Source organism: Bradyrhizobium sp. GW821-FHT13H05 (assembly GCF_058804065.1).
In genome coordinates this window covers 265,001-285,158 of the sequence record NZ_JBXAPO010000008.1, presented here as the reverse complement: position 1 = coordinate 285,158, position 20,158 = coordinate 265,001, and the positions used below count along the sequence as shown (strand labels likewise).

Annotated in this window: 12 protein-coding genes, 2 tRNA genes, 1 rRNA gene and 1 riboswitch; of the genes, 8 read left to right on the top strand and 7 right to left on the bottom strand. The window is 63.1% G+C overall.

Features of this window, described 5'->3' with window-relative positions; translation table 11 throughout:
• Positions 1-267: 267 nt before the first annotated feature.
• Positions 268-1,836, top strand: coding sequence for a hypothetical protein (locus tag AC1RR3_RS24700; protein ID WP_492825685.1), 1,569 nt, complete (start codon positions 268-270; stop codon positions 1,834-1,836).
• A gap of 124 nt (positions 1,837-1,960) precedes the next feature.
• Here the strand turns inward: AC1RR3_RS24700 and AC1RR3_RS24695 are convergent, their stop codons facing one another.
• Genes AC1RR3_RS24695 through AC1RR3_RS24685 form a run of 3 tightly spaced genes read right to left on the bottom strand, consistent with a single transcriptional unit; the run spans position 1,961 to position 4,874 of the window.
• On the bottom strand, positions 1,961-2,896 hold the full coding sequence (locus AC1RR3_RS24695) for a prephenate/arogenate dehydrogenase family protein (protein WP_492825684.1): 936 nt from the start codon (positions 2,894-2,896) through the stop codon (positions 1,961-1,963).
• A complete protein-coding gene (gene hisC / locus AC1RR3_RS24690; protein ID WP_492825683.1) occupies positions 2,893-3,990 on the bottom strand; it encodes a histidinol-phosphate transaminase in 1,098 nt (365 codons plus the stop codon). Before hisC ends, AC1RR3_RS24695 begins: the two co-directional genes overlap by 4 nt.
• A gap of 35 nt (positions 3,991-4,025) precedes the next feature.
• Positions 4,026-4,874, bottom strand: a complete 849-nt coding sequence (locus tag AC1RR3_RS24685; protein WP_492825682.1) for a chorismate mutase — start codon at positions 4,872-4,874, stop codon at positions 4,026-4,028.
• Positions 4,875-5,034: 160 nt separating this feature from the next.
• Positions 5,035-5,114: riboswitch (SAM riboswitch) on the top strand.
• Between the two features lie 91 nt (positions 5,115-5,205).
• Between AC1RR3_RS24685 and metX the strand changes: the two genes are divergently transcribed.
• Together metX and metW are read left to right on the top strand one after the other, a co-directional pair.
• Entirely contained in the window at positions 5,206-6,408 is a 1,203-nt protein-coding gene (metX, locus tag AC1RR3_RS24680) for a homoserine O-acetyltransferase MetX (RefSeq protein WP_492825681.1), read from the top strand.
• A 1-nt stretch (position 6,409) separates the two neighbouring features.
• Positions 6,410-7,072 (top strand): methionine biosynthesis protein MetW, encoded by a 663-nt coding sequence (gene metW / locus AC1RR3_RS24675; RefSeq protein ID WP_492825680.1) that lies wholly within the window; start codon positions 6,410-6,412, stop codon positions 7,070-7,072.
• A gap of 132 nt (positions 7,073-7,204) precedes the next feature.
• Here the strand turns inward: metW and AC1RR3_RS24670 are convergent, their stop codons facing one another.
• Positions 7,205-8,068, bottom strand: a complete 864-nt coding sequence (locus tag AC1RR3_RS24670; RefSeq protein WP_492825679.1) for an alpha/beta fold hydrolase — start codon at positions 8,066-8,068, stop codon at positions 7,205-7,207.
• Positions 8,069-8,304: 236 nt separating this feature from the next.
• Between AC1RR3_RS24670 and AC1RR3_RS24665 the strand changes: the two genes are divergently transcribed.
• The gene (locus AC1RR3_RS24665; protein WP_492825678.1) at positions 8,305-9,099 is read left to right on the top strand and encodes a TIGR02594 family protein; all 795 of its coding nucleotides are present in this window, start codon (positions 8,305-8,307) and stop codon (positions 9,097-9,099) included.
• A gap of 114 nt (positions 9,100-9,213) precedes the next feature.
• On the opposite strand, the gene AC1RR3_RS24660 is transcribed toward AC1RR3_RS24665, so the two are convergent.
• Positions 9,214-10,002, bottom strand: a complete 789-nt coding sequence (locus AC1RR3_RS24660) for an MOSC domain-containing protein (protein ID WP_492825677.1) — start codon at positions 10,000-10,002, stop codon at positions 9,214-9,216.
• A gap of 241 nt (positions 10,003-10,243) precedes the next feature.
• On the opposite strand from AC1RR3_RS24660, the gene clpB reads away from it, so the two are divergent.
• Complete coding sequence (gene clpB, locus AC1RR3_RS24655; protein ID WP_492825676.1) at positions 10,244-12,895, top strand: ATP-dependent chaperone ClpB; 2,652 nt, start codon at positions 10,244-10,246, stop codon at positions 12,893-12,895.
• Between the two features lie 74 nt (positions 12,896-12,969).
• Here clpB and AC1RR3_RS24650 read toward each other — a convergent pair whose 3' ends face one another.
• Positions 12,970-14,601 (bottom strand): hypothetical protein, encoded by a 1,632-nt coding sequence (locus tag AC1RR3_RS24650; RefSeq protein WP_492825675.1) that lies wholly within the window; start codon positions 14,599-14,601, stop codon positions 12,970-12,972.
• A gap of 152 nt (positions 14,602-14,753) precedes the next feature.
• Positions 14,754-16,817, bottom strand: a complete 2,064-nt coding sequence (locus tag AC1RR3_RS24645) for a peptidoglycan DD-metalloendopeptidase family protein (RefSeq protein WP_492825674.1) — start codon at positions 16,815-16,817, stop codon at positions 14,754-14,756.
• A 1,016-nt stretch (positions 16,818-17,833) separates the two neighbouring features.
• Between AC1RR3_RS24645 and AC1RR3_RS24640 the strand changes: the two genes are divergently transcribed.
• The 3 genes from AC1RR3_RS24640 (at position 17,834) to AC1RR3_RS24630 (ending at position 19,775) form a co-directional block, all read left to right on the top strand.
• Positions 17,834-19,322, top strand: a 16S ribosomal RNA gene (locus AC1RR3_RS24640).
• 191 nt (positions 19,323-19,513) lie between these two features.
• Positions 19,514-19,590 (top strand) — tRNA-Ile (locus AC1RR3_RS24635).
• 109 nt (positions 19,591-19,699) lie between these two features.
• Positions 19,700-19,775: transfer RNA gene (locus AC1RR3_RS24630), tRNA-Ala, on the top strand.
• Positions 19,776-20,158: the final 383 nt, after the last annotated feature.

The following is a 20,158-nucleotide window of genomic DNA, read 5'->3' as shown; positions in this document are numbered from 1 at the left end:
TCCGCTTGCCCGTCGCGAAGTTGAGCCCGGTCATGCCCCGGCCGGGCTCAATGCGCGTTGCCTTGGACAAGAGCGACAATCGCGCATGCGGATTGGTCCAGCAGCGCAAATATTCCGAACATCGTCGTCAGGAAAACGTGATGCAGAAAGCCAGCGTCGCCGAGAATAACCGCAGCCGCATTCAAATCACTCCACACCAGGGAAGCATGCAAGCGCCAGACGAGGCGCGACGGATCGGACCAGCTTCCCAAGAGGAGGGAGGTTCACGTGCGGATCATCAACTACGGACTGATGCTGGGCATGCTCGCTGCCTGTTCGGGACAGGCGCGTGCCGACGACAATGTCGCAACCGAAATCCAGTCGCTGAAGGCCAAGCTGAAAGAGCTGCAGCAGCGCGTGGATTCGGAGGCGCGCAAGACGCGACAGGTTGAGGCGCAAGCGAAGGCCGCGCCAATGCCGGCAACCTACAAGGCATTGCCTGTCGATCCGTGTGCGGCCGGCAAGGTCTGCTACAAGGGCGTCACGCTGACATTCGGCGGCTGGGTCGATCTCACCGGCATCTACCGCTCGCGCAATCTCGCGTCCGACACCGGATCAATCTACAACGCCATCCCCTATCCGCAGAGCCGGAATTACTATTTTCCGGAGACGCGTTTCTCCGCGCGCCAGAGCCGGTTCTCGGTTCTGGCCGAGGGCAACGTCGACGCCGACACGCATCTCGCGGGCTATGGCGAGATCGATTTCGAAGGCGCGGCGCAGACGGCGAATTCGGTCACGACCAATTCGTTCAATCCGCGCATGCGGCAGCTCAGCCTCGAAGTGGACCGAACCGATCTCGGCCTTCATGTCCTGGCGGGACAATCATGGTCGCTGAACACGCCGATGAAGGCCGGGATCGATCCGCGCGGCATCGATGCGCCGGGCGTGATCGATTTCGAGCTCGTTCCCGGATTTCTCGCCGCGCGGCAACCGGGCCTTCGCGTCTGGCAGGATATCGGACCGGAGTTCAAGATCGCTGCATCGGTCGAGAACGCGCAGACCTCCTTCTTCGGCGGCAACGTGCCGACCGTCGGCACGCCCGCGGTTGGGCCGCAGGGCGTGCTGAACCCAAACCTCCAGGTCAATTTGACTGGCCCCGGCGGCAGCTTCTTCAATAACCTCAACAATGTCAGCTTGAACCAGGTGCCCGACGTCACGGTGAAAGCGGCCTGGGATCCGCGGCTCGGGCCCACCAAGCTGCATGTCGAGGCGTGGGCGCTCTATCGCCAGCTGTTCGACCGCTTCAACAACGCCAACCACAGCTACGACACCGGAAGCTTCGGTGGGCACATTTTTGCCGAGCTGATTCCGAAGACGCTGGATCTCCAGCTCTATGGCGCACGCGGGGTGCTCGGTCGCTTCACGGCGTCGCCGTTTCCCGATGCCACGGTGGCACAGGATGGCACGATTCTTCCCTTGACGATCACGGCTGCCGCCGCCGGCCTGGTGTGGCACGCGACGCCGAGCCTTGATGTCTACTCTTATGCAGGTCTGGAAAGGGCCAAGGCGGCGTTTGCGAATGTCGGGACGGTGCCCTTCGGCTACGGCAATCCGCTCTACAACAACACCGGATGCTCCACCGAGAATTCGCCGGCTGCGACCTGCAACGGCAATACCAGGGAAGTCCGGCAGGTCACAGCTGGACTCTACGACACCATCTATCAGGGCAAATACGGCACGCTCAAAGCCGGCGTGCAGTATTCCTACACGCAACGCTTCGCCTTCGCCGGGGTCGGCGGTGCGCCGAAGACCGACGACAACATCGTCATGACGCAGATCCGCTACTATCCGTTCTAGTCATGAGGTGCCGTAGCCCGGATGGAGCGCAAGCGTAATCCGGGGTTCTTCAACGCGGCAAGCACCGTCCCGGATTGCGCTGCGCTCCATCCGGGCTACGCAGCCTTGTCCGCGCTACGTCGGCTTACGGCTTCTTCAGCGCCGCGTGCGGCCGGCCGAAGTCGGGCGCGGCCGAATCCTGGCCGATCTCAACGATGCCGCGGCGGATGGCACGGGTGCGGGTGAAGTGGTCGAACAGCGCCTCGCCGTCGCCGCGGCGGATCGCGCGGGTGAGCTTGGCGAGATCCTCGGTGAAGGTGCCGAGCATCTCCAGCACGGCTTCCTTGTTGGCGAGGAAGACGTCGCGCCACATCGTCGGATCGGACGCCGCGATGCGGGTGAAGTCGCGGAAACCGCCGGCGGAGAATTTTATCACCTCCGACTCCGTCACCTGCTGCAGCTCGTCGGCGGTGCCGACGATGGTGTAGGCGATCAGATGCGGCAGGTGGCTGGTGATCGCGAGCACGAGATCATGATGATCCGGCGTCATGACCTCGACCTTGGCGCCCATCGCCGCCCAGAAGGCGCGCAGGCGATCGGTGGCAGCCGCATCGACGCCTTCCGGCGGGGTGAGGATGCACCAGCGGTTGATGAAGAGCTCGGCGAAGCCGGAATCAGGGCCCGAATGCTCGGTGCCTGCGACGGGATGCGCCGGTACGAAATGGATGGTCTTCGGCAAATGCGGCGCCATGTCCCTGACGATCGCGCCCTTGACCGAACCGACATCGGAGACGATCGCGCCCGGCTTGAGATGTGCCGCAATCTCCTGCGCCACCGGTCCGCAGGCGCCGACGGGAATGCAGAGGATGACGAGATCGGCATCCTTCACCGCTTCCGCATTGGTCGCCACGACCTGATCGACGATGCCAAGCTCGAGCACCCGCGCCCGCGTCTTCTCCGAGCGCGCGGTGGTGACGATCTCGCCGGCCAAGCCCTGGAGCTTCGCAGCGCGCGCGATCGAGCCGCCGATCAGGCCGAAGCCGATCAGGGCGACGCGCTGGAAGTGCGGGTTCGCGCTCATTTGCCGGCCATGAAGTCACGCAAACCATCGACGACGAGGCGATTGGCCTCCTCGGTGCCGATGGTCATGCGCAGCGAATGATGCAGGCCGTAATTTTTCAACCCGCGCAGCACGAGCCCCCGCTTGGTCAGATAGGCATCGGCGTCGTCAGAGGTCTTGCCCTTCTCGGTCGGGAAGTGGATCAGCACGAAATTGGCGACGCTGGGCGTCACCTTCAGCCCGAGCTTGCCGATCTCCTCGGTGAGCCAGTTGCGCCAGGTCTCGGTGAACTGCTTCGACATCGCCTGGTGCGCGGTGTCCTCGATCGCGGCGACGGCGGCGTACATCGCCGGCGTCGACACGTTGAACGGACCGCGGATGCGGTTGACGGCGTCGATGATGTGCTCGGGGCCGAACATCCAGCCGATGCGGAGCGCGGCAAGGCCGTGGATCTTGGAGAAAGTGTGCGTCACCACCGTGTTCTCGGTGGTGGCGACCAGCTCGATTCCCATCTCGTAGTCGTTGCGCGAAACGTAATCGCAATAGGCGGCGTCCAGCACCAGCAGCACGTGCGAGGGCAGGCCGGCGCGCAGGCGCTTGACCTCGTCGAACGAAATATAGGTGCCGGTCGGATTGTTGGGGTTGGCGAGCCAGACCAGTTTTGTCTTCGGCGTCACTGCCTTGAGGATGGCGTCGACGTCGCAGGTCAGGTTGGTCTCCTGCGCGATCACGTTCTTGGCGCCCACCGCCATGGTCGCGATCGGGTAGACCAGGAAGCCGTGCGTGGTCGAGATCGCCTCGTCGCCATGGCTGAGATAGGTGTGGGCGAGCAGATTGAGGATCTCGTCCGAGCCGGCGCCGCAGATGATGCGGTTGGGGTCCAGCCCGAAGCTGCGGCCGATCGCTTCGCGCAGCACGCGCGAGGTGCCTTCCGGATAATCTTCGAGATGATCAGCCACGTTCTTGAAGGCCGCGATCGCCTTGGGCGAGGGACCGAACGGCGTCTCGTTGGCCGAGAGCTTGAACACCTTGCGGCCCGGCTCCGCCACCGGGCTCTTGCCGGGCGTGTAGGGCGCAATATCGAGAATGCCGGGATTCGGCACGGGGCGGGACATCTTCAACTCCGAAAGTAGCTTAAGCAGTACGCGATTTACGATTTTTGCCCGGTCGGGGCCACCGTATAGCGCGTTGCATGGCTGCCGACGAGGGCCGTGGAGCGCACCGAGGCCCCCGCCTCGATCAGGGCTGCCTTGATCTTGTCGATGCTGCTCGCGGCCGTGACCGAGACCAGCAGCGCCGCGCCGTCGAAGGCGGTATCGGGCACCGCCACGATCTCGGCGAGGGGCGACAGGGCGCGCGCAATCTCGGCATTCCAGCCGGAGACACGTACGCTGAAGGTCTCGACCTCCGTCACCAGGGCGCTGTCGGCGACGCGCGAGATCGCGAACACGGGCAGCGCGGCCGGATGGTCGGCGCGCTCGACGAAGGGCAGCCGCGCGATGATCTTCGGTGCGCCTTCCGCTTCCAGCTCCAGCCACCACGGCGTGCGGCTGGAGGTCGCCGAGACCAGCGCCAGATCGCCCTTGGATTTCGCCACCGCTTCGACCGCCGCCTGTGCGCTGAAATGCGCGACGTAAGGCACGGTGAAGCCGAAATGGAAGCGCACGGAATCGCGCATCGCCGGTTCGCTCACCGAGATGTCGGCGTGCACGGAGAACGGCGCCTGCACATAGGTGAAGGTCGAGATGATGACGCGCCAGATGCTCTCGACCGTGTCGAGCGGCAGGATGCCGCGATGACGCTGCACGATGTCGCGCATCATGGAGGCCTCGCGCGCCGGGCGGAACGCCGAGCCGACCTCCTGGGTCTGCTTCACCTGGATCAGGCGGTCGATGATGTCGCCGCGCTGCATCAGAAGGCGATGCATGCCCGCGTCGATCTCGTCGATCTCCTTGCGCAGTTCCTGGAGCGATGGTGGCGCGGGCGGACGTTGGGACATATCTGGCTGGAACTGTTCAGTGGCTGCGGGGAATGTCCTGATTAGGCAGTCAGGGCGGCGAAAGCAAAGAGAAATGACGGCCTTTTCGGCAGGCCGGACGGAGGCAGATCCGGTTCATCCGGGCCGCGACTTGACGAAAACCGCCCAAGACAGTAGGTTTTGCCTGTTCCGTGGTCATTTGAGCCGGCCGGCTTGCAGCCACGTTAAAAAACTCGCTAAACAGGCCGGGGACGTTTTCGATCCCGGCCGAACCTATCGTTCAGGCCGGGTTTTTCATGGCCTGATGTCAGTCGCGATCTGAAGTCTGATCGCAAATGAGGTCGATGGTCAGATGGTTGGCGTCAAGTCGATTCCGAGTCCCGCGATCAGTGCCGACGAGCGGTCGCATGAGGTCGATCATCCGAGTTCGCTCGTCGCGTATTTCGGTGCTGAGCAGCCGTTGCCGCTCGACTGCGGGGTCGATCTTTCGCCGTTCCAGATCGCCTACCAGACCTATGGCGAGCTCAATGCGGACCGCTCCAACGCCATCCTGATCTGCCATGCGCTGACGCTCGACCAGCACGTCGCCAATGTGCATCCGCTGACCGGCAAGCCGGGCTGGTGGGAAATCATGGTCGGCCCCGGCCGCCCGCTCGATACCGACAAGTACTTCATCATCTGCTCGAACGTGATCGGCGGCTGCATGGGTTCGACCGGCCCGGCCTCGACCAATCCGGCGACCGGCAAGGTGTGGGGGCTGGATTTCCCGATCATTACGATCCCCGACATGGTGCGGGCGCAGGCCATGCTGCTCGACCGCCTCGGCATCGACACGCTGCTCTGTGTCGTCGGGGGCTCGATGGGCGGCATGCAGGTGCTTCAATGGACCGCGGCCTATCCGCATCGCGTGTTCTCCGCGCTTCCGACCGCGTGCAGCACGCGACATTCGGCGCAAAACATCGCGTTCCACGAGCTCGGCCGGCAGGCGGTGATGGCCGATCCGGATTGGCATGGTGGGCGCTATGTCGATCAGGCGACGCATCCGCATCGCGGCCTCGCGGTGGCGCGGATGGCCGGGCATATCACCTATCTCTCGGACGCGGCGCTGCACCGCAAATTCGGACGGCGCATGCAGGACCGCGAGCTGCCGACCTTCTCGTTCGACGCCGACTTCCAGGTCGAGTCCTATCTGCGTTACCAGGGCTCGTCCTTCGTCGAGCGCTTCGACGCCAATTCCTATCTCTATCTGACCCGCGCGATGGACTATTTCGACATCGCCGGCGACCATGGCGGCGTGCTCGCGAAGGCGTTTGCGGGCATCCAGACCCGCTTCTGCGTGGTCTCCTTCACCAGCGACTGGCTGTTTCCGACCTCGGAATCGCGCGCGCTGGTGCATGCGCTCAATGCGTCGAGCGCACGGGTGTCGTTCGCCGAGATCGAGACCGATCGCGGCCACGACGCCTTCCTGCTCGACGTTCCCGAATTCTTCGATATCTCCCGCGCCTTCCTGGAATCGGCAGGCAAGGCACGCGGGCTCAGCAGCAAGGGTGGCTAGGATGTCAGTGCAGGAAGTGCTGCCGCTGGGCGGCCTTGCGTCGGAGCAGCCCGGCCAGTTTCGCGCCGACCATCGGTTGGTTGCGGAGATGGTCAAGCCGGGCTCGAAGGTGCTCGACGTCGGCTGCGGCGAGGGCGACCTGCTCCAGCTGCTGGAAACGCGCGGCATCGACGGCCGTGGCATCGAGCTGTCGCGCGAAGGCGTCAACCGCTGCGTGGCCAAGGGCCTTGCGGTGGTGCAGGGCGACGCCGACACCGACCTCGTGAATTACCCTGACGACGCCTTCGACTACGTAATCCTGTCGCAGACGCTGCAGGCGACGCGGCAGCCGAAGGTGGTGCTGGAGAATCTGCTGCGTATCGGCCGCCGCGCCATCGTCTCGTTCCCGAATTTCGGCTTCTGGAGGATGCGGCTGCAACTCCTGATCGGCGGCCACATGCCGCGCACGGAGAATCTGCCGGCAAGCTGGTACGACACCGCCAACATCCACTTCTGCACCATCAAGGACTTTGTCGAGCTCTGCGACGAAATCCACGTCAAGATGGAGCGCGCCGAGGCGCTCGATCTCTATGGCCGCCCGCTGCGGCTGCGGATGCCGTGGTGGGTGTGGAATCTGTTCGGCGAGCAGGGCGTGTTTCTGCTGACGCGCGGGCAGGGGAAGTAGTTTCTCGTCATTGCGATCGCAGCGGCCCGTAGCCCGGATGGAGCGCAGCGCAATCCGGGGCAGGTCGCGCCGCGTCTGGAGGAATCCCGGATTACGCTGCGCTCCATCCGGGCTACGCGATGGAGTGTTTGGCTAATGCGCCGCCAGGGACCTCGGATCGCGCACCGGCCACCGTCCCGCCTCCACCAGCGTCACGAACCGCTCCACCGTCTCGTTGAACAGCGCGGGCTCTTCGAGGTTGAGCACGTGGCCGGACTTCGGAAACATCGCGAGCCCTGCCGCCGGCAAATGCTTCTTCAAAAACAAACTCGCCCCGATGCACGGATCGTCTTCATCGCCGCAGATGATCAGTGCCGGTGTTGCCACGCCTTTGATCGCATCCGTCAGCGTGTAGATCGAGGGACGGCCGCCCTGGAAGCCGCGCATCGTATTCGCCGATCCCCTGGAATCGTGCCGCGCCAGCGCGGCGTAGAAATCGGCATGGCCGCGCGGGTCCTTCACCAGGAAGGGAATCCGGCTCGGCGCCTCGCGCGTGACTTTTGCCACTTCCGCGGCGCCGAGCATTTCGAACTGTTCGGCATTGGCGCGGCACTGCTTGCGCCAGGCGTCGAGATTCTCGAGCTCCGAGCCGGAGCCGACACCGGCCAGCGTCATCGACAGCGCATGCTGCGGCGCGTTCAATCCGATCTGGAGCGATGAGTATGCACCCATCGAGAGACCGACCAGATGGGCGCGCTCGATCCTGAGATGATCGAGTACGGCAAGCGCGTCGGTGTAGAAATGTGTGGAGGTGTAGACCTCGCCGGCAGGCACGTCAGACGGCGTGTAGCCGCGTGCGGAATAGGTGATGCAGCGGTGGCCGCGCGAGAAGTAACGCATCTGCGGCTCCCAATTGGTGTAGTCGGCCGCGAACTCGTGCAGAAAAATGATCGGCGTTCCCTGACCCGCCTCTTCGAAATAGATGCGGACGTCGTCCCTGGTCGTGGCGTGGGGCATTAACTGTTTCCCTCTCTTGAAGCCGTGCTTTGAGAATTGCAGTTAATGCTGTTGTCCGCAATGCGGCAGCGTCAGACCAGCATCGACACAAAATCATCGCAACAATTCCCCGAAGCGTTAATTCGCAGCGCCGCGCGGCGTCTTGTTCTCGCCACATCCGGACGCTTTACGGCCCGGCGGATGTCGGTCACCGCACGGGCCGATACGGAACTGGGGGTGTCAACGAAGGATGAAGAATGTTTGAGTTGTTTGCGTCTCGCCTGTCGCGTTGTGTTATCGCGCTGGCGCTCTTCTTCGCGGCGGTCGCCGCGTTCTCGTCTCCGGCCTCAGCGCGGCCGCATCATCGTCATAGCGCAGAGCGGCACGCTCACGCGCATCACGCCAGCGGATATCATCATTACCGCCACCATGGACGTAGCTCGCGCTTCGAGCGCAGCGCGGCGCAGTTGCAGGCCGGCGGATTCATGAACACGCAGGCCAGCTACGATCCGAACGCCAATAGCGGCGGCATGGGTGACATGCGCTACACGGGCGGCGGAGACATGAGCAGCGGAGACATGGGCTTCGGCGGAAACATGAGCCGTGCTGGCAATATGAGCCGCGCCGGTAAGATGAGCTACGCTGTCAACAAGAGCAGCGCTGGCGAGATCGGCAACACGGGTATGAGCAGCGGCTTCGGCGGCGGCTCGGGCCTCGTGTCCGAGGCGCGCCGCTATGTCGGCGGCAATCCGACCGGGCGCGGCAGCCTGTGGTGCGCGCGTTTCATGAACATGGTGCTTGAGAAAACCGGCCACCACGGCACCGGATCGGACATGGCGAACTCGTTCGCGCATTACGGCACCCGTGTCTCCGGTCCGCAGGTCGGCGCCATTGCGGTGATGTCGCGCGGCGGCCGGGGCGGTCATGTCGGCATCATCACCGGCATCGACGCGCAGGGGAATCCGATCATGATCTCCGGCAACAACGGCAACCGCGTCCGCGAAGCCCCGGTCTCGCGCGGCCGGATCTATGCGTATGTGATGCCGAACTGACCGCCGTGATTGCGAGGAGCGAAGCGACGAAGCAATCCAGACTGTCTCAGCGGATAGATTACTGGATTGCTTCGCTGCGCTCGCAATGACGGTGTGTGTTGAGGCAGCGCCCTGTCACACCAATCTCGGCTGTTCCACCGCGACCGCATCCCCCACGCCGATCTCGCCGTTGGCGATCACCTCGGCGTAGATGCCGCAATCCATGTGGCCGAGATGGCGCGAGAGCGTCGGCGGTATCTCGAGATCGCGGACCGCGGTCTCGGGATCGACATTGGTGGCCGGGCAGCGGACGATGCGCTTGACCACCTTTAGTCTGGCCTGGCCGATCGCGAGCGTCTGGCCGACCAGGTCGAGCTCGGACCAGGCCGGCCAGCCCTGGACGTAGAGATTGGCGCGGAAGCGCAGCGGGTGGACCGGGGCGCCGCCGAGCATGGCCTCGATCGCGCGGACGCTGCCGATATTGATGATCGACACGACCTTGCGGGCAACATCGGAAAAGCTGTGGTCGCGGCCGGACAGCACTTTTGGCGGCCCCTTCAGCTCCGGCTGAAAATTCTCCGTGAAATAGCTCTCGATGGCGGCGCGCCCGGCAGGGGTCTCGAGATCGCCGCTGGCGACGACCTGGCCGTCCTTGCGGATGGTCAGGCGGTTGGTCGCGTCCTCGTAGCGGCTGTCGAGGGACGCCAGCCGCTCATTGCGCGCCAGCATCAGGAACTGGATCTTCGGCTTCCATTGGGGCGACTCCGGATCGAACCCGCTCGGGCCGTTCTCGATGGCGTAGCGGCGGTCGGCGGGGAGGGTCTGGCCGGTCCGAAGCGGAACACGGGGCAGGGGCTCGGGCGTCAGGCCCTTGATCGGGTAGCGGTAAAGGCCGGTGATTTCGGCGGTCTGGCTGGCTGTCATGCCGTTACTTAGGGGATTCGACGCAGCCCCGCCAAGCGGGCGGATCCGCGCACGAAATTGTGAACTCGCCTCTTTCGATCCGAGGGCCCGCTTCCCACATCTGGATCAGGTCGGCGCCAGCGCCGGCTGATAACGACCGTTACCGGTTGAGAAACGTCAATGCGGTAATCGGAAACCCAATGAAGATGCCATTTGGAGTGCCTTTGAGGGCTCCATGGGCAGGCCGAGGGAAAGAAAAGATATGAATATCGAGAAGTATACCGAACGATCCAGGGGCTTCGTCCAGTCCGCGCAGTCGCTTGCGGTGCGCGAGGGGCACCAGCAGTTTTCCACCCTGCACGTCCTGAAAGTCCTGCTGGACGACAATGAGGGCTTGGCTTCCGGTCTGATCGACCGCGCCGGCGGTAATTCGCGCGCAATTCTGAAGGCGACCGAGGACGCCCTGGGCAAGGTGCCCAAGGTCTCCGGCGCAGGCGCCGGCCAGATCTATCTCGCGCCCGAACTCGCCCGGACCTTCGACGCGGCCGAGAAGGCCGGCGAGAAGGCCGGCGACAGCTTTGTCACCGTCGAGCGGCTGCTGCTCGGCCTCGCGCTGGAGAAGACCAGCGAGGCAGGCAGCCTCCTCGCCAAGGGTGGCGTCACCCCGCAAAATCTCAACGCGGCCATCGAAGCGCTGCGCAAGGGCCGCACCGCGGATTCCGCGACCGCCGAGAACGCCTATGACGCGCTGAAGAAATATGCCCGCGACCTGACCCAGGCTGCGCGTGACGGCAAGCTCGATCCGGTCATCGGCCGCGACGAGGAGATCCGCCGCACGATTCAGGTGCTGTCGCGCCGGACCAAGAACAATCCCGTCCTGATCGGCGAGCCCGGCGTCGGCAAGACCGCCATCGCCGAGGGCCTCGCGCTGCGCATCGTCAACGGCGACGTGCCGGAGAGCCTCAAGGACAAGAAGCTGCTGTCGCTCGATCTCGGCTCGCTGATTGCGGGTGCGAAATATCGCGGTGAGTTCGAGGAACGGCTGAAGGCCGTGCTCCAGGAAGTCACCGCGAGCGAGGGCACCTTCATCTTGTTCATCGACGAGATGCATACGCTGATCGGCGCGGGCAAGGGCGACGGCGCGATGGACGCCTCCAATTTGCTCAAGCCCGCGCTCGCGCGCGGCGAGCTGCACTGTATCGGCGCGACCACGCTCGACGAATACCGCAAGCATGTCGAGAAGGATGCGGCGCTGGCGCGGCGCTTCCAGCCGATCTTCGTCAGCGAGCCCTCGGTCGAGGACACGATCTCGATCCTGCGTGGTCTCAAGGACAAGTACGAGCAGCACCACGGCGTGCGGATCACCGATTCCGCGCTGGTGGCCGCCACGACCCTGTCCAACCGCTACATCACCGACCGCTTCCTGCCCGACAAGGCGATCGACCTCATGGACGAGGCCGCGGCGCGGCTGAAGATGCAGGTCGATTCCAAGCCGGAGGAGCTGGATTCGCTCGACCGTGAGATCATCCGGCTCAAGATCGAGCAGGAAGCGCTCAAGAAGGAGAGCGATCTCGGCTCCAAGTCCCGTCTCGAGACGCTCCAGAAGGAGCTGGCCGAACTCGAAGAAAAATCTGCGGCGATCACCGCGCGCTGGAGTGCGGAGAAGAACAAGCTCTCCGATGCCCAGAAGCTGAAGGCCGAGCTCGACGCGCTGCGCGTCGATCTCGCCGACGCGCAGCGCCGCGGCGAATTTCAGAAGGCCGGCGAGCTGGCTTATGGCCGGATCCCGCAGCTTGAGAAGCAACTGGCGGATATCGAGGCCAAGGATAATACAACGCAAAACTCCGGCGAGATGATGGAGGAGGCTGTTACGGCCAACCACATCGCCCAGGTGGTGTCGCGCTGGACCGGCGTGCCCGTCGACAAGATGCTGGAAGGCGAGAAGGAGAAGCTCCTGAAGATGGAGGAGCAGCTCGGCACCCGCGTCGTCGGCCAGGCCGAGGCCGTGCGTGCGGTCGCAACCGCCGTGCGACGTTCGCGTGCGGGCCTGCAGGACCCGAACCGGCCGACCGGCTCGTTCATGTTCCTGGGGCCGACCGGCGTCGGCAAGACCGAGCTGACCAAGGCGCTCGCGGAGTACCTGTTCAACGACGAGACCGCGATGGTTCGCCTCGACATGTCCGAGTACATGGAGAAGCACTCGGTCTCGCGGCTGATCGGCGCGCCTCCGGGCTATGTCGGCTATGACGAGGGCGGCGCGCTGACCGAAGCGGTGCGACGCCGGCCCTATCAGGTGGTGCTGTTCGACGAAATCGAGAAAGCGCATCCTGACGTCTTCAACGTCCTGTTGCAGGTGCTCGACGACGGCCGCCTGACCGATGGTCAGGGCCGTACCGTGGATTTCCGCAACACGCTGATCATCATGACCTCGAACCTCGGTTCGGAGTATCTGGTGAACCAGCCGGAGGGCGAGGACACCTCGGCCGTGCGCGAGCAGGTGATGGGAATGGTGCGCGGGCATTTCCGCCCCGAATTCCTCAACCGCGTCGACGAGATCATCCTGTTCCACCGCTTGCAGCGGAACGAGATGGGCCGGATCGTCGAGATCCAGTTCATGCGACTGCAGAAGCTGCTGACCGACCGCAAGATCGTGCTGACGCTCGACAGTGCTGCGCGCGACTGGCTCGCCGCCAAGGGCTGGGATCCGGCCTACGGCGCACGACCGCTGAAGCGCGTGATTCAGCGCCACCTCCAGGATCCGCTCGCCGAGATGATCCTGGCCGGCGACGTCAGGGACGGGGACCACGTTGCGATCTCGTCCGAAGGCAATGTGCTGACCTTCAATGGCAAGGCGCCGCAGACTGCGGAGATCGCCCAGTTCGAGGCGCCGGTGACGAAGCGCAAGCTGAACTGATCACAGGCCCAAGCAACAATCGCCCCGGAGAGGTTCGTCCTCTCCGGGGCTTTTTTTGCCGCTCGGCGCTGGCGCTACTTCCTGACGACCCTGTAAATCGCGTTCTCCACGTCCGACGAGACGTAGATGACGCCCGTCGCACCGATCGCCACGCCGGTCGGGATATGCGTCGGCAGGCCGCCGGGCGCACCCGTCAGGCCGATCGGAAGATTGGCCGCGATCTCGGTGACCTCTCCGTTCTCCGGCGCGATCTCGATCAGCCGCTTCGCGCCGACCTCCGCCACGATCAGCCTGCCGTCGCTGCCGCGTGCGAGACCTTCGGGCATCTTCAGGTCCTTGGCGATCACGGTTTTTTCGCCGTTCTTGTCGACCCTGGAGACCAGCCCTGCAAAGGCTTCGGTGACATAGACCTCGCCGCTCGAGCCGCCGACGAGTCCAATCGGGCCCTCGAGCCCGCCGATCAGCGTGGTGCGATCCTTGCCATGCTCGCCGCTGACGCGCACCAGCGATTTGGTGCCGAGCTCGGCCACCAGAATGCTGCCGTCCTCGAGCACGATGGCGTCGTGCGGCGCCTTGAAGCCGTGCAGCATGTCGCGCGTTGCGCCGGTCTTGCCGTCGATCACCTGCACCGTGCCGGTGAACCAGCTCGACAGGATCACGTCGTTGCCCTTCGCCGTCGCGCTCATCGGGTATTCGAGGCTGACGCCGTCGGCATGCATGCGCGCCTTCTCGGTGACCTCGCCGGTGGCGCCGTCCACCGTGCGATAGGCGAATACGTCGGCGACGTGGATCGTATCCTTGCCATTCTCCGAGGTGACGCCGATGCCGCCGGGCAAAGCGAGCTTGCCGATGATGATCTGTTTGGCCTGGCCGGTCGCGGGATCGACCTCCTGGATGCCGTTGTCGGCCATGTTGGAGACGTAGACGCGGTCCTTGCCGTCGATCGCGAGGTTGTCCAGCGACGGCTTCAGCTGCGCGGCCATTGTCTTGGCGCCCGAGGTGATGTCGACCCGGACGAGCTGGCCGAGCGCGGTGTCGACCACCCAGAGATTGCCCTTGGAATCGAAATTCACCGCGGCCGGGACCTTGAATCCGTCGGCAACCACGGTCAGTTCGGCCTTGTCGACGTCGACTTTGGCGACCTGTCCCTTGAACCAGAGCGGCCCGTAGAGCTTGTCGTCGGGGCCGAATTCGAAGCCGTTGAGGCCGCCCATCTTCTCCATGATCTGGCGGGGCGGTTTGACGCCTTCGACGTCGATCTCATAGAGCGTGTCGCCGAGGAAGACCGTCGTGGCGTAGAGCCTGCCGTCCTTGCGGAAGGCGAGCGAATTGATGCCTGGAAGGCCGGAAGCGAGCTTCTTGATCGGGCCGTCGCCCTTGCGCGCATAGAGATCGCCGGCCAGGAATCCGGTCCATGCCATGGTGCCGTCGGGCGCGAATGCGATGTCGTCGGCCATTCCGATCGGAGCGGGGATTGCAACCTTGGCGGTACCGCCGGCGATGTCGACCTCGTAGAGCATGGCGCCTGCGACGCTGCCCGCAAACAGATGACCGGCCTTGTCGATCCCGAGTCCGTGGACGCCATGGAACGCCGAACCGGGGACGAGTTTCGTAACCTCAAAGGTCCCCGCCGATGTCTCGGCGGACGCGCTGGTGACGGAGAAAACCGCAGCAATCAGGGCAGCGCAGGCGAGCCTGTTCTTCATGGCGAGACCTCCCATTTTTTGGAAAGTATTCGTCCGTGAGGCGGCTTTGGCAAACGAAACTTGAAATTGTGGCGCGGTGAAGCGGCCTGCTGCTTCGTAGCGTTCCATCCAGTCGTGTCTGAGGATGTCCGGCTGGCGTCAGCCGGTTGCCACTACCGGTTGCTGACCTGCAGCGGGCCGCCGGTTGCGTCCGACATGCGGGCGATGGCGCCGCCCCGGCCGCTCATCATGCCGTCGAGCCGGTCGCGTTCCTTCTCGAAGCTGGCGAGCATCGGGCCTTCCAGCGAGCGGCCGCGCGGCAGTTTCACGCGCAGCGGATCGACGAAGCGGCCGTTGACCAGGATTTCGTAGTGCACATGCGGACCGGTCGACGCGCCGGTCGAACCGACGAAGCCGATCACCTGGCCCTGCCGCACCTTCTTGCCGGCTTCCATGCCCTTGGCGAAGGCCGACATGTGGCCGTAGGCCGTCTCATAGCCGTTGTTGTGCTTGACGCGGATATATTTGCCGTAGCCGCCCTCCCATTCGGCCCTCTCGATGACCCCATTGCCGGCGGCGAAGATGGGAGTGCCGTAGGCGGTGGCCCAGTCGACACCGGTGTGCATCCTCACAAAGCCCAGGATCGGATGGCGCCGCCCGCCGAAGCCGGAGCGCATGATGGCGTTGTTGACGGGCTTCCTGACCAGGAACTTCTTCGCGCTCTTGCCGGTCTCGTCGTAATAGTCGACGACGCCATCGTCGGGGCTCTGGTAACGGTAGTATTTCTTGGTTTCGCCGCCGACCGTGAGAGAGGCGAACAGCACGTCGTTCTTTTCGCTCGACGTCGTGCCCTCTTCTTCGCCGGCATAGAACACGTCGAACGAGTCGCCCGGCGCCACCTTGCGCTGGAAGTCGACGTCGTAGGAGTAGATCTTGATCATGTCGTCGATGACCGGCATCGGCACTTTGTTGCGGATCGCGGTCTCGTAGATGCTCTGGTAGAGCCGCACGCCAGTGCCGTCATCGTCGTCATCGTCGTCGCTGCTGGCGTTGGCCGTGGCGTCGGCGACGGTGTTCATGCTGGAGACGTCGACAGCGACGTATTTGCCGAGATCCGACAAAGCCGCGATGGCTTCGACCATGGTGTCGTTTGCAACCACGACGCGATAGGGCTGGAGTCTGGCGCCGGGGCTTGCGGGCGCCATCAGGATGCGAAGCTTTTCGCCCTCCTTCAGGCCGCCGTCGCGGCCGCGGGGCCCGAGCGTTGCGGTGATCGCCTTGATTTCCTCGGCCGTGGCGCCGAGATCGCGCAGGACGGAGCCGACCGAGTCGCCCTTCTTGACCATGTGGACGCGTTCGCCGTTCGGATTGCCGCCGGTGATCTGCTCCTTGGTCTTCGGCAGCAACGTCACGTTTTCCGGCACCACGCGGGTCTCGAAGCCGGCATAGGGATCGGACGGCGAAGCTTCGGCGGCGTAGGCGCTTCTGATGTCGGACGGGCCGGTCGCGCCGGAAACGTCGGCGGCGGCGTTGGCCAGCGAGGCGTAGCGCACCCCGCCATTGCCGCGCCAGTTGGCGGCATCGCGGACCCGCATCAGGATGTCGTCGAGCGCCACCACCGCGGAAATCTTGGCCTTCGGCAGCACCGGCGACAAATCCTTGGTGACGAAGGAGACCTCGGCATCGGGCTCCACGGCTTCCGGATTGTTAGGATCTTCCGATGCGGTCTTGGGATCGGAGCCGACGTCGGTGAGCATGCGCTGGGCGTTGAACGGCGGGATCTTCGCCGACAGATCGCTCGTCGTCATCGACAGATTGCCGGCGATCCGGACGAAGGGGCGGACCCGCATCACGTCGCGGTTGCCAACGCGGGCGACCGTCGAGACGCGCACGATGTTGCGCGAGGCGGTGGATTCGCTCGGCGGCGGCAGGCGATCGCTCTTGTGCAGCGTGGCGGCGCGATCAGCTGCGCCGAATGCTCCGCGCAGCGCGCCTTCGACCCGCTCCGGCACCTTGGCGAAGGTCATCTCGCCGTCCAGAGAAGCGAAAACGGCGCCGCCGATCAGGGCTGCGCCGCAAAGTCCGGTCAGAATTGTCCCGCTGAACCATTGTACCGAGACGCGACGGCGGTCGATGACGGCGGCTTCCGAACCATCGACGGACAGCGGCGGCTCGTGGCCGAGATCGATGATCCCGGTCTCACGCCCGTAAGCGCCGCGTGACGTCCTGTGGTTCAACCCAAGTCCCCCAATCAACGACCCAAGAGGTCCATACAGCCCGGCCCATACCAGCCCGGTTTCGAACCCTCTCCTGGCCGCCCTCTTGAAGGGGCATCGCAGGAAAAGGCAAGCCGCACAGGCGTCCGCGGTCAGAAGGCCCTGATGACGGGCCGGCCGAAATTACGAACAGCTAAGCGGAAAAGATCTCTCGATGTCTCTCGAATGTCTGAAGAAGGCCGCTTCATCGTATGATCGCCTTCCTCTGACCCCACCAAAATCGCCGGCAGCCCCCACTGGCATCCCCGCGATTCAAGCTTGTCTCTTATCAGAACGCCGCGGGATTGTGGCTCAAGTACGGCGCCTAATATGGAAAAAGTTTCCTGAAAGGCCGGGCGCTGGGGTCCGCCTGGGGAGGGCGCCCAGAGCCGCTTCCGGAGCCCCTCCGGAGCCCCCTGGGGCGCAAACTTTTTTTGAGTTTTTTTGCCGGGCCGGTTCGGCCGGCTCGCTCCCGCCCCTTCTAATCGACTGGAATCACTGAATTTTTTTCGATGATCCACTGTGCGACGATTTGTTGACGATGGGCGTTGACAATCCCGGTCGGGGGGGCCTATAACCCGACCACTGAGCGCGGCGCCGCCGGGTCACTGACCAAGGCGAGCGAACGCGCCACTGATGCTCCTCACCTTGTTGAGTGACACAACAGCCGACACCAGTCGGTTGGAGTTCATCCATCGTCGGTAAGGGTGTCGGAACCCTTCCTCTCTGGAAGGTTGGGGCCTCCTGGTCCCGGGCTGTTTGACAAGTGAAGATGAAGAAAGAGAAACGTGGACGGCGGAGTCCTTGCGCCTCTCGGATACTGAAGAGCTTCGGCTTTTAAGTTCTGAGAGGGGACGAAAGACTTCGGCGGTACACGTTTTAAAGGAAACACCATCGTTGCCAGCGATGTGAATCGCGGGCAGCTCGGCGGCTTCGGTCGTCGGAAAAATGGTGGGACCTCGTCAAACGTTGTGATCAGCCGGTTCAAAGTTCAAGTCCAACTTGAGAGTTTGATCCTGGCTCAGAGCGAACGCTGGCGGCAGGCTTAACACATGCAAGTCGAGCGGGCGTAGCAATACGTCAGCGGCAGACGGGTGAGTAACGCGTGGGAACATACCTTTTGGTTCGGAACAACACAGGGAAACTTGTGCTAATACCGGATAAGCCCTTACGGGGAAAGATTTATCGCCGAAAGATTGGCCCGCGTCTGATTAGCTAGTTGGTAGGGTAATGGCCTACCAAGGCGACGATCAGTAGCTGGTCTGAGAGGATGATCAGCCACATTGGGACTGAGACACGGCCCAAACTCCTACGGGAGGCAGCAGTGGGGAATATTGGACAATGGGGGCAACCCTGATCCAGCCATGCCGCGTGAGTGATGAAGGCCCTAGGGTTGTAAAGCTCTTTTGTGCGGGAAGATAATGACGGTACCGCAAGAATAAGCCCCGGCTAACTTCGTGCCAGCAGCCGCGGTAATACGAAGGGGGCTAGCGTTGCTCGGAATCACTGGGCGTAAAGGGTGCGTAGGCGGGTCTTTAAGTCAGGGGTGAAATCCTGGAGCTCAACTCCAGAACTGCCTTTGATACTGAAGATCTTGAGTTCGGGAGAGGTGAGTGGAACTGCGAGTGTAGAGGTGAAATTCGTAGATATTCGCAAGAACACCAGTGGCGAAGGCGGCTCACTGGCCCGATACTGACGCTGAGGCACGAAAGCGTGGGGAGCAAACAGGATTAGATACCCTGGTAGTCCACGCCGTAAACGATGAATGCCAGCCGTTAGTGGGTTTACTCACTAGTGGCGCAGCTAACGCTTTAAGCATTCCGCCTGGGGAGTACGGTCGCAAGATTAAAACTCAAAGGAATTGACGGGGGCCCGCACAAGCGGTGGAGCATGTGGTTTAATTCGACGCAACGCGCAGAACCTTACCAGCCCTTGACATGTCCAGGACCGGTCGCAGAGATGTGACCTTCTCTTCGGAGCCTGGAGCACAGGTGCTGCATGGCTGTCGTCAGCTCGTGTCGTGAGATGTTGGGTTAAGTCCCGCAACGAGCGCAACCCCCGTCCTTAGTTGCTACCATTTAGTTGAGCACTCTAAGGAGACTGCCGGTGATAAGCCGCGAGGAAGGTGGGGATGACGTCAAGTCCTCATGGCCCTTACGGGCTGGGCTACACACGTGCTACAATGGCGGTGACAATGGGATGCTAAGGGGCGACCCTTCGCAAATCTCAAAAAGCCGTCTCAGTTCGGATTGGGCTCTGCAACTCGAGCCCATGAAGTTGGAATCGCTAGTAATCGTGGATCAGCACGCCACGGTGAATACGTTCCCGGGCCTTGTACACACCGCCCGTCACACCATGGGAGTTGGTTTTACCTGAAGACGGTGCGCTAACCCGCAAGGGAGGCAGCCGGCCACGGTAGGGTCAGCGACTGGGGTGAAGTCGTAACAAGGTAGCCGTAGGGGAACCTGCGGCTGGATCACCTCCTTTCTAAGGATGATCCTTCAGAGAGCTTCGGCTCACTATCGGATCGTTTTAGAAACATCAGTGGCCAACGGTCGTCAGGATCGTTGAGCTGCATTGGCGGGATTTCGCCGTCTTCGTTTCTCTTTCTTCGCGGACGAACACGCGCTGGGGCTGCAACCTTGCAGATCCCTGGTCCTTGACTGGATATGCGTTAGGGGCTTGTAGCTCAGTTGGTTAGAGCGCGCGCTTGATAAGCGTGAGGTCGGAAGTTCAAGTCTTCCCAGGCCCACCAGCCTTCGCGCTTCGCAGCTTCGGCTAGGCAAGCCCTTCAAAATGAAGGCTGCCGCGCCGTAGCCTTGGCGAAGGCGGGCTAATCAAACGAGCATTCGTCTTCTGGTTACGGGGCCATAGCTCAGCTGGGAGAGCGCGTGCTTTGCAAGCATGAGGTCGTCGGTTCGATCCCGTCTGGCTCCACCAGATGGTTTGATCATCGACTGATCGTGCACCTAAAATCGTCCGCGAAACATCACTTCGCACTTACTAGTCCGGATGGACGGTAAGCTGCGTGATTTCTGACATCGTAAAGAGGAGATCGATCCGAGTTGGATCGTGCGGCAAGCAATTGCCACGCGAGACTTCATTATCTCCGGATCATTTCGGCGCTCGCGCGCCTTTCAGTGTAGCTCACAAGGCTGCGTCTGGAAGGAATGCGAGTTGTAAATGATCCTTTTAGCGAAGCTTGACCGCCTCGCTATCGGAACGATCTTACGAAGCAAGCTGGTCTTTCTAATCATTGTCCGGCTGTACGTAGCGTTCATCGAGGGCGCGCGCCGCGAGGCAATCGTACAGACAACATTCTG

Bases quoted from the DNA above. Each gene is read 5' to 3' on its own strand.
- AC1RR3_RS24695 (WP_492825684.1), bottom strand. From the start codon at position 2,896: ATGAGCGCGAACCCGCACTTCCAGCGCGTCGCCCTGATCGGCTTCGGC.
- hisC (WP_492825683.1), bottom strand. From the start codon at position 3,990: ATGTCCCGCCCCGTGCCGAATCCCGGCATTCTCGATATTGCGCCCTAC.
- AC1RR3_RS24685 (WP_492825682.1), bottom strand. From the start codon at position 4,874: ATGTCCCAACGTCCGCCCGCGCCACCATCGCTCCAGGAACTGCGCAAG.
- metX (WP_492825681.1), top strand. From the start codon at position 5,206: ATGGTTGGCGTCAAGTCGATTCCGAGTCCCGCGATCAGTGCCGACGAG.
- metW (WP_492825680.1), top strand. From the start codon at position 6,410: ATGTCAGTGCAGGAAGTGCTGCCGCTGGGCGGCCTTGCGTCGGAGCAG.
- AC1RR3_RS24670 (WP_492825679.1), bottom strand. From the start codon at position 8,068: ATGCCCCACGCCACGACCAGGGACGACGTCCGCATCTATTTCGAAGAG.
- AC1RR3_RS24665 (WP_492825678.1), top strand. From the start codon at position 8,305: ATGTTTGAGTTGTTTGCGTCTCGCCTGTCGCGTTGTGTTATCGCGCTG.
- AC1RR3_RS24660 (WP_492825677.1), bottom strand. From the start codon at position 10,002: ATGACAGCCAGCCAGACCGCCGAAATCACCGGCCTTTACCGCTACCCG.
- clpB (WP_492825676.1), top strand. From the start codon at position 10,244: ATGAATATCGAGAAGTATACCGAACGATCCAGGGGCTTCGTCCAGTCC.
- AC1RR3_RS24650 (WP_492825675.1), bottom strand. From the start codon at position 14,601: ATGAAGAACAGGCTCGCCTGCGCTGCCCTGATTGCTGCGGTTTTCTCC.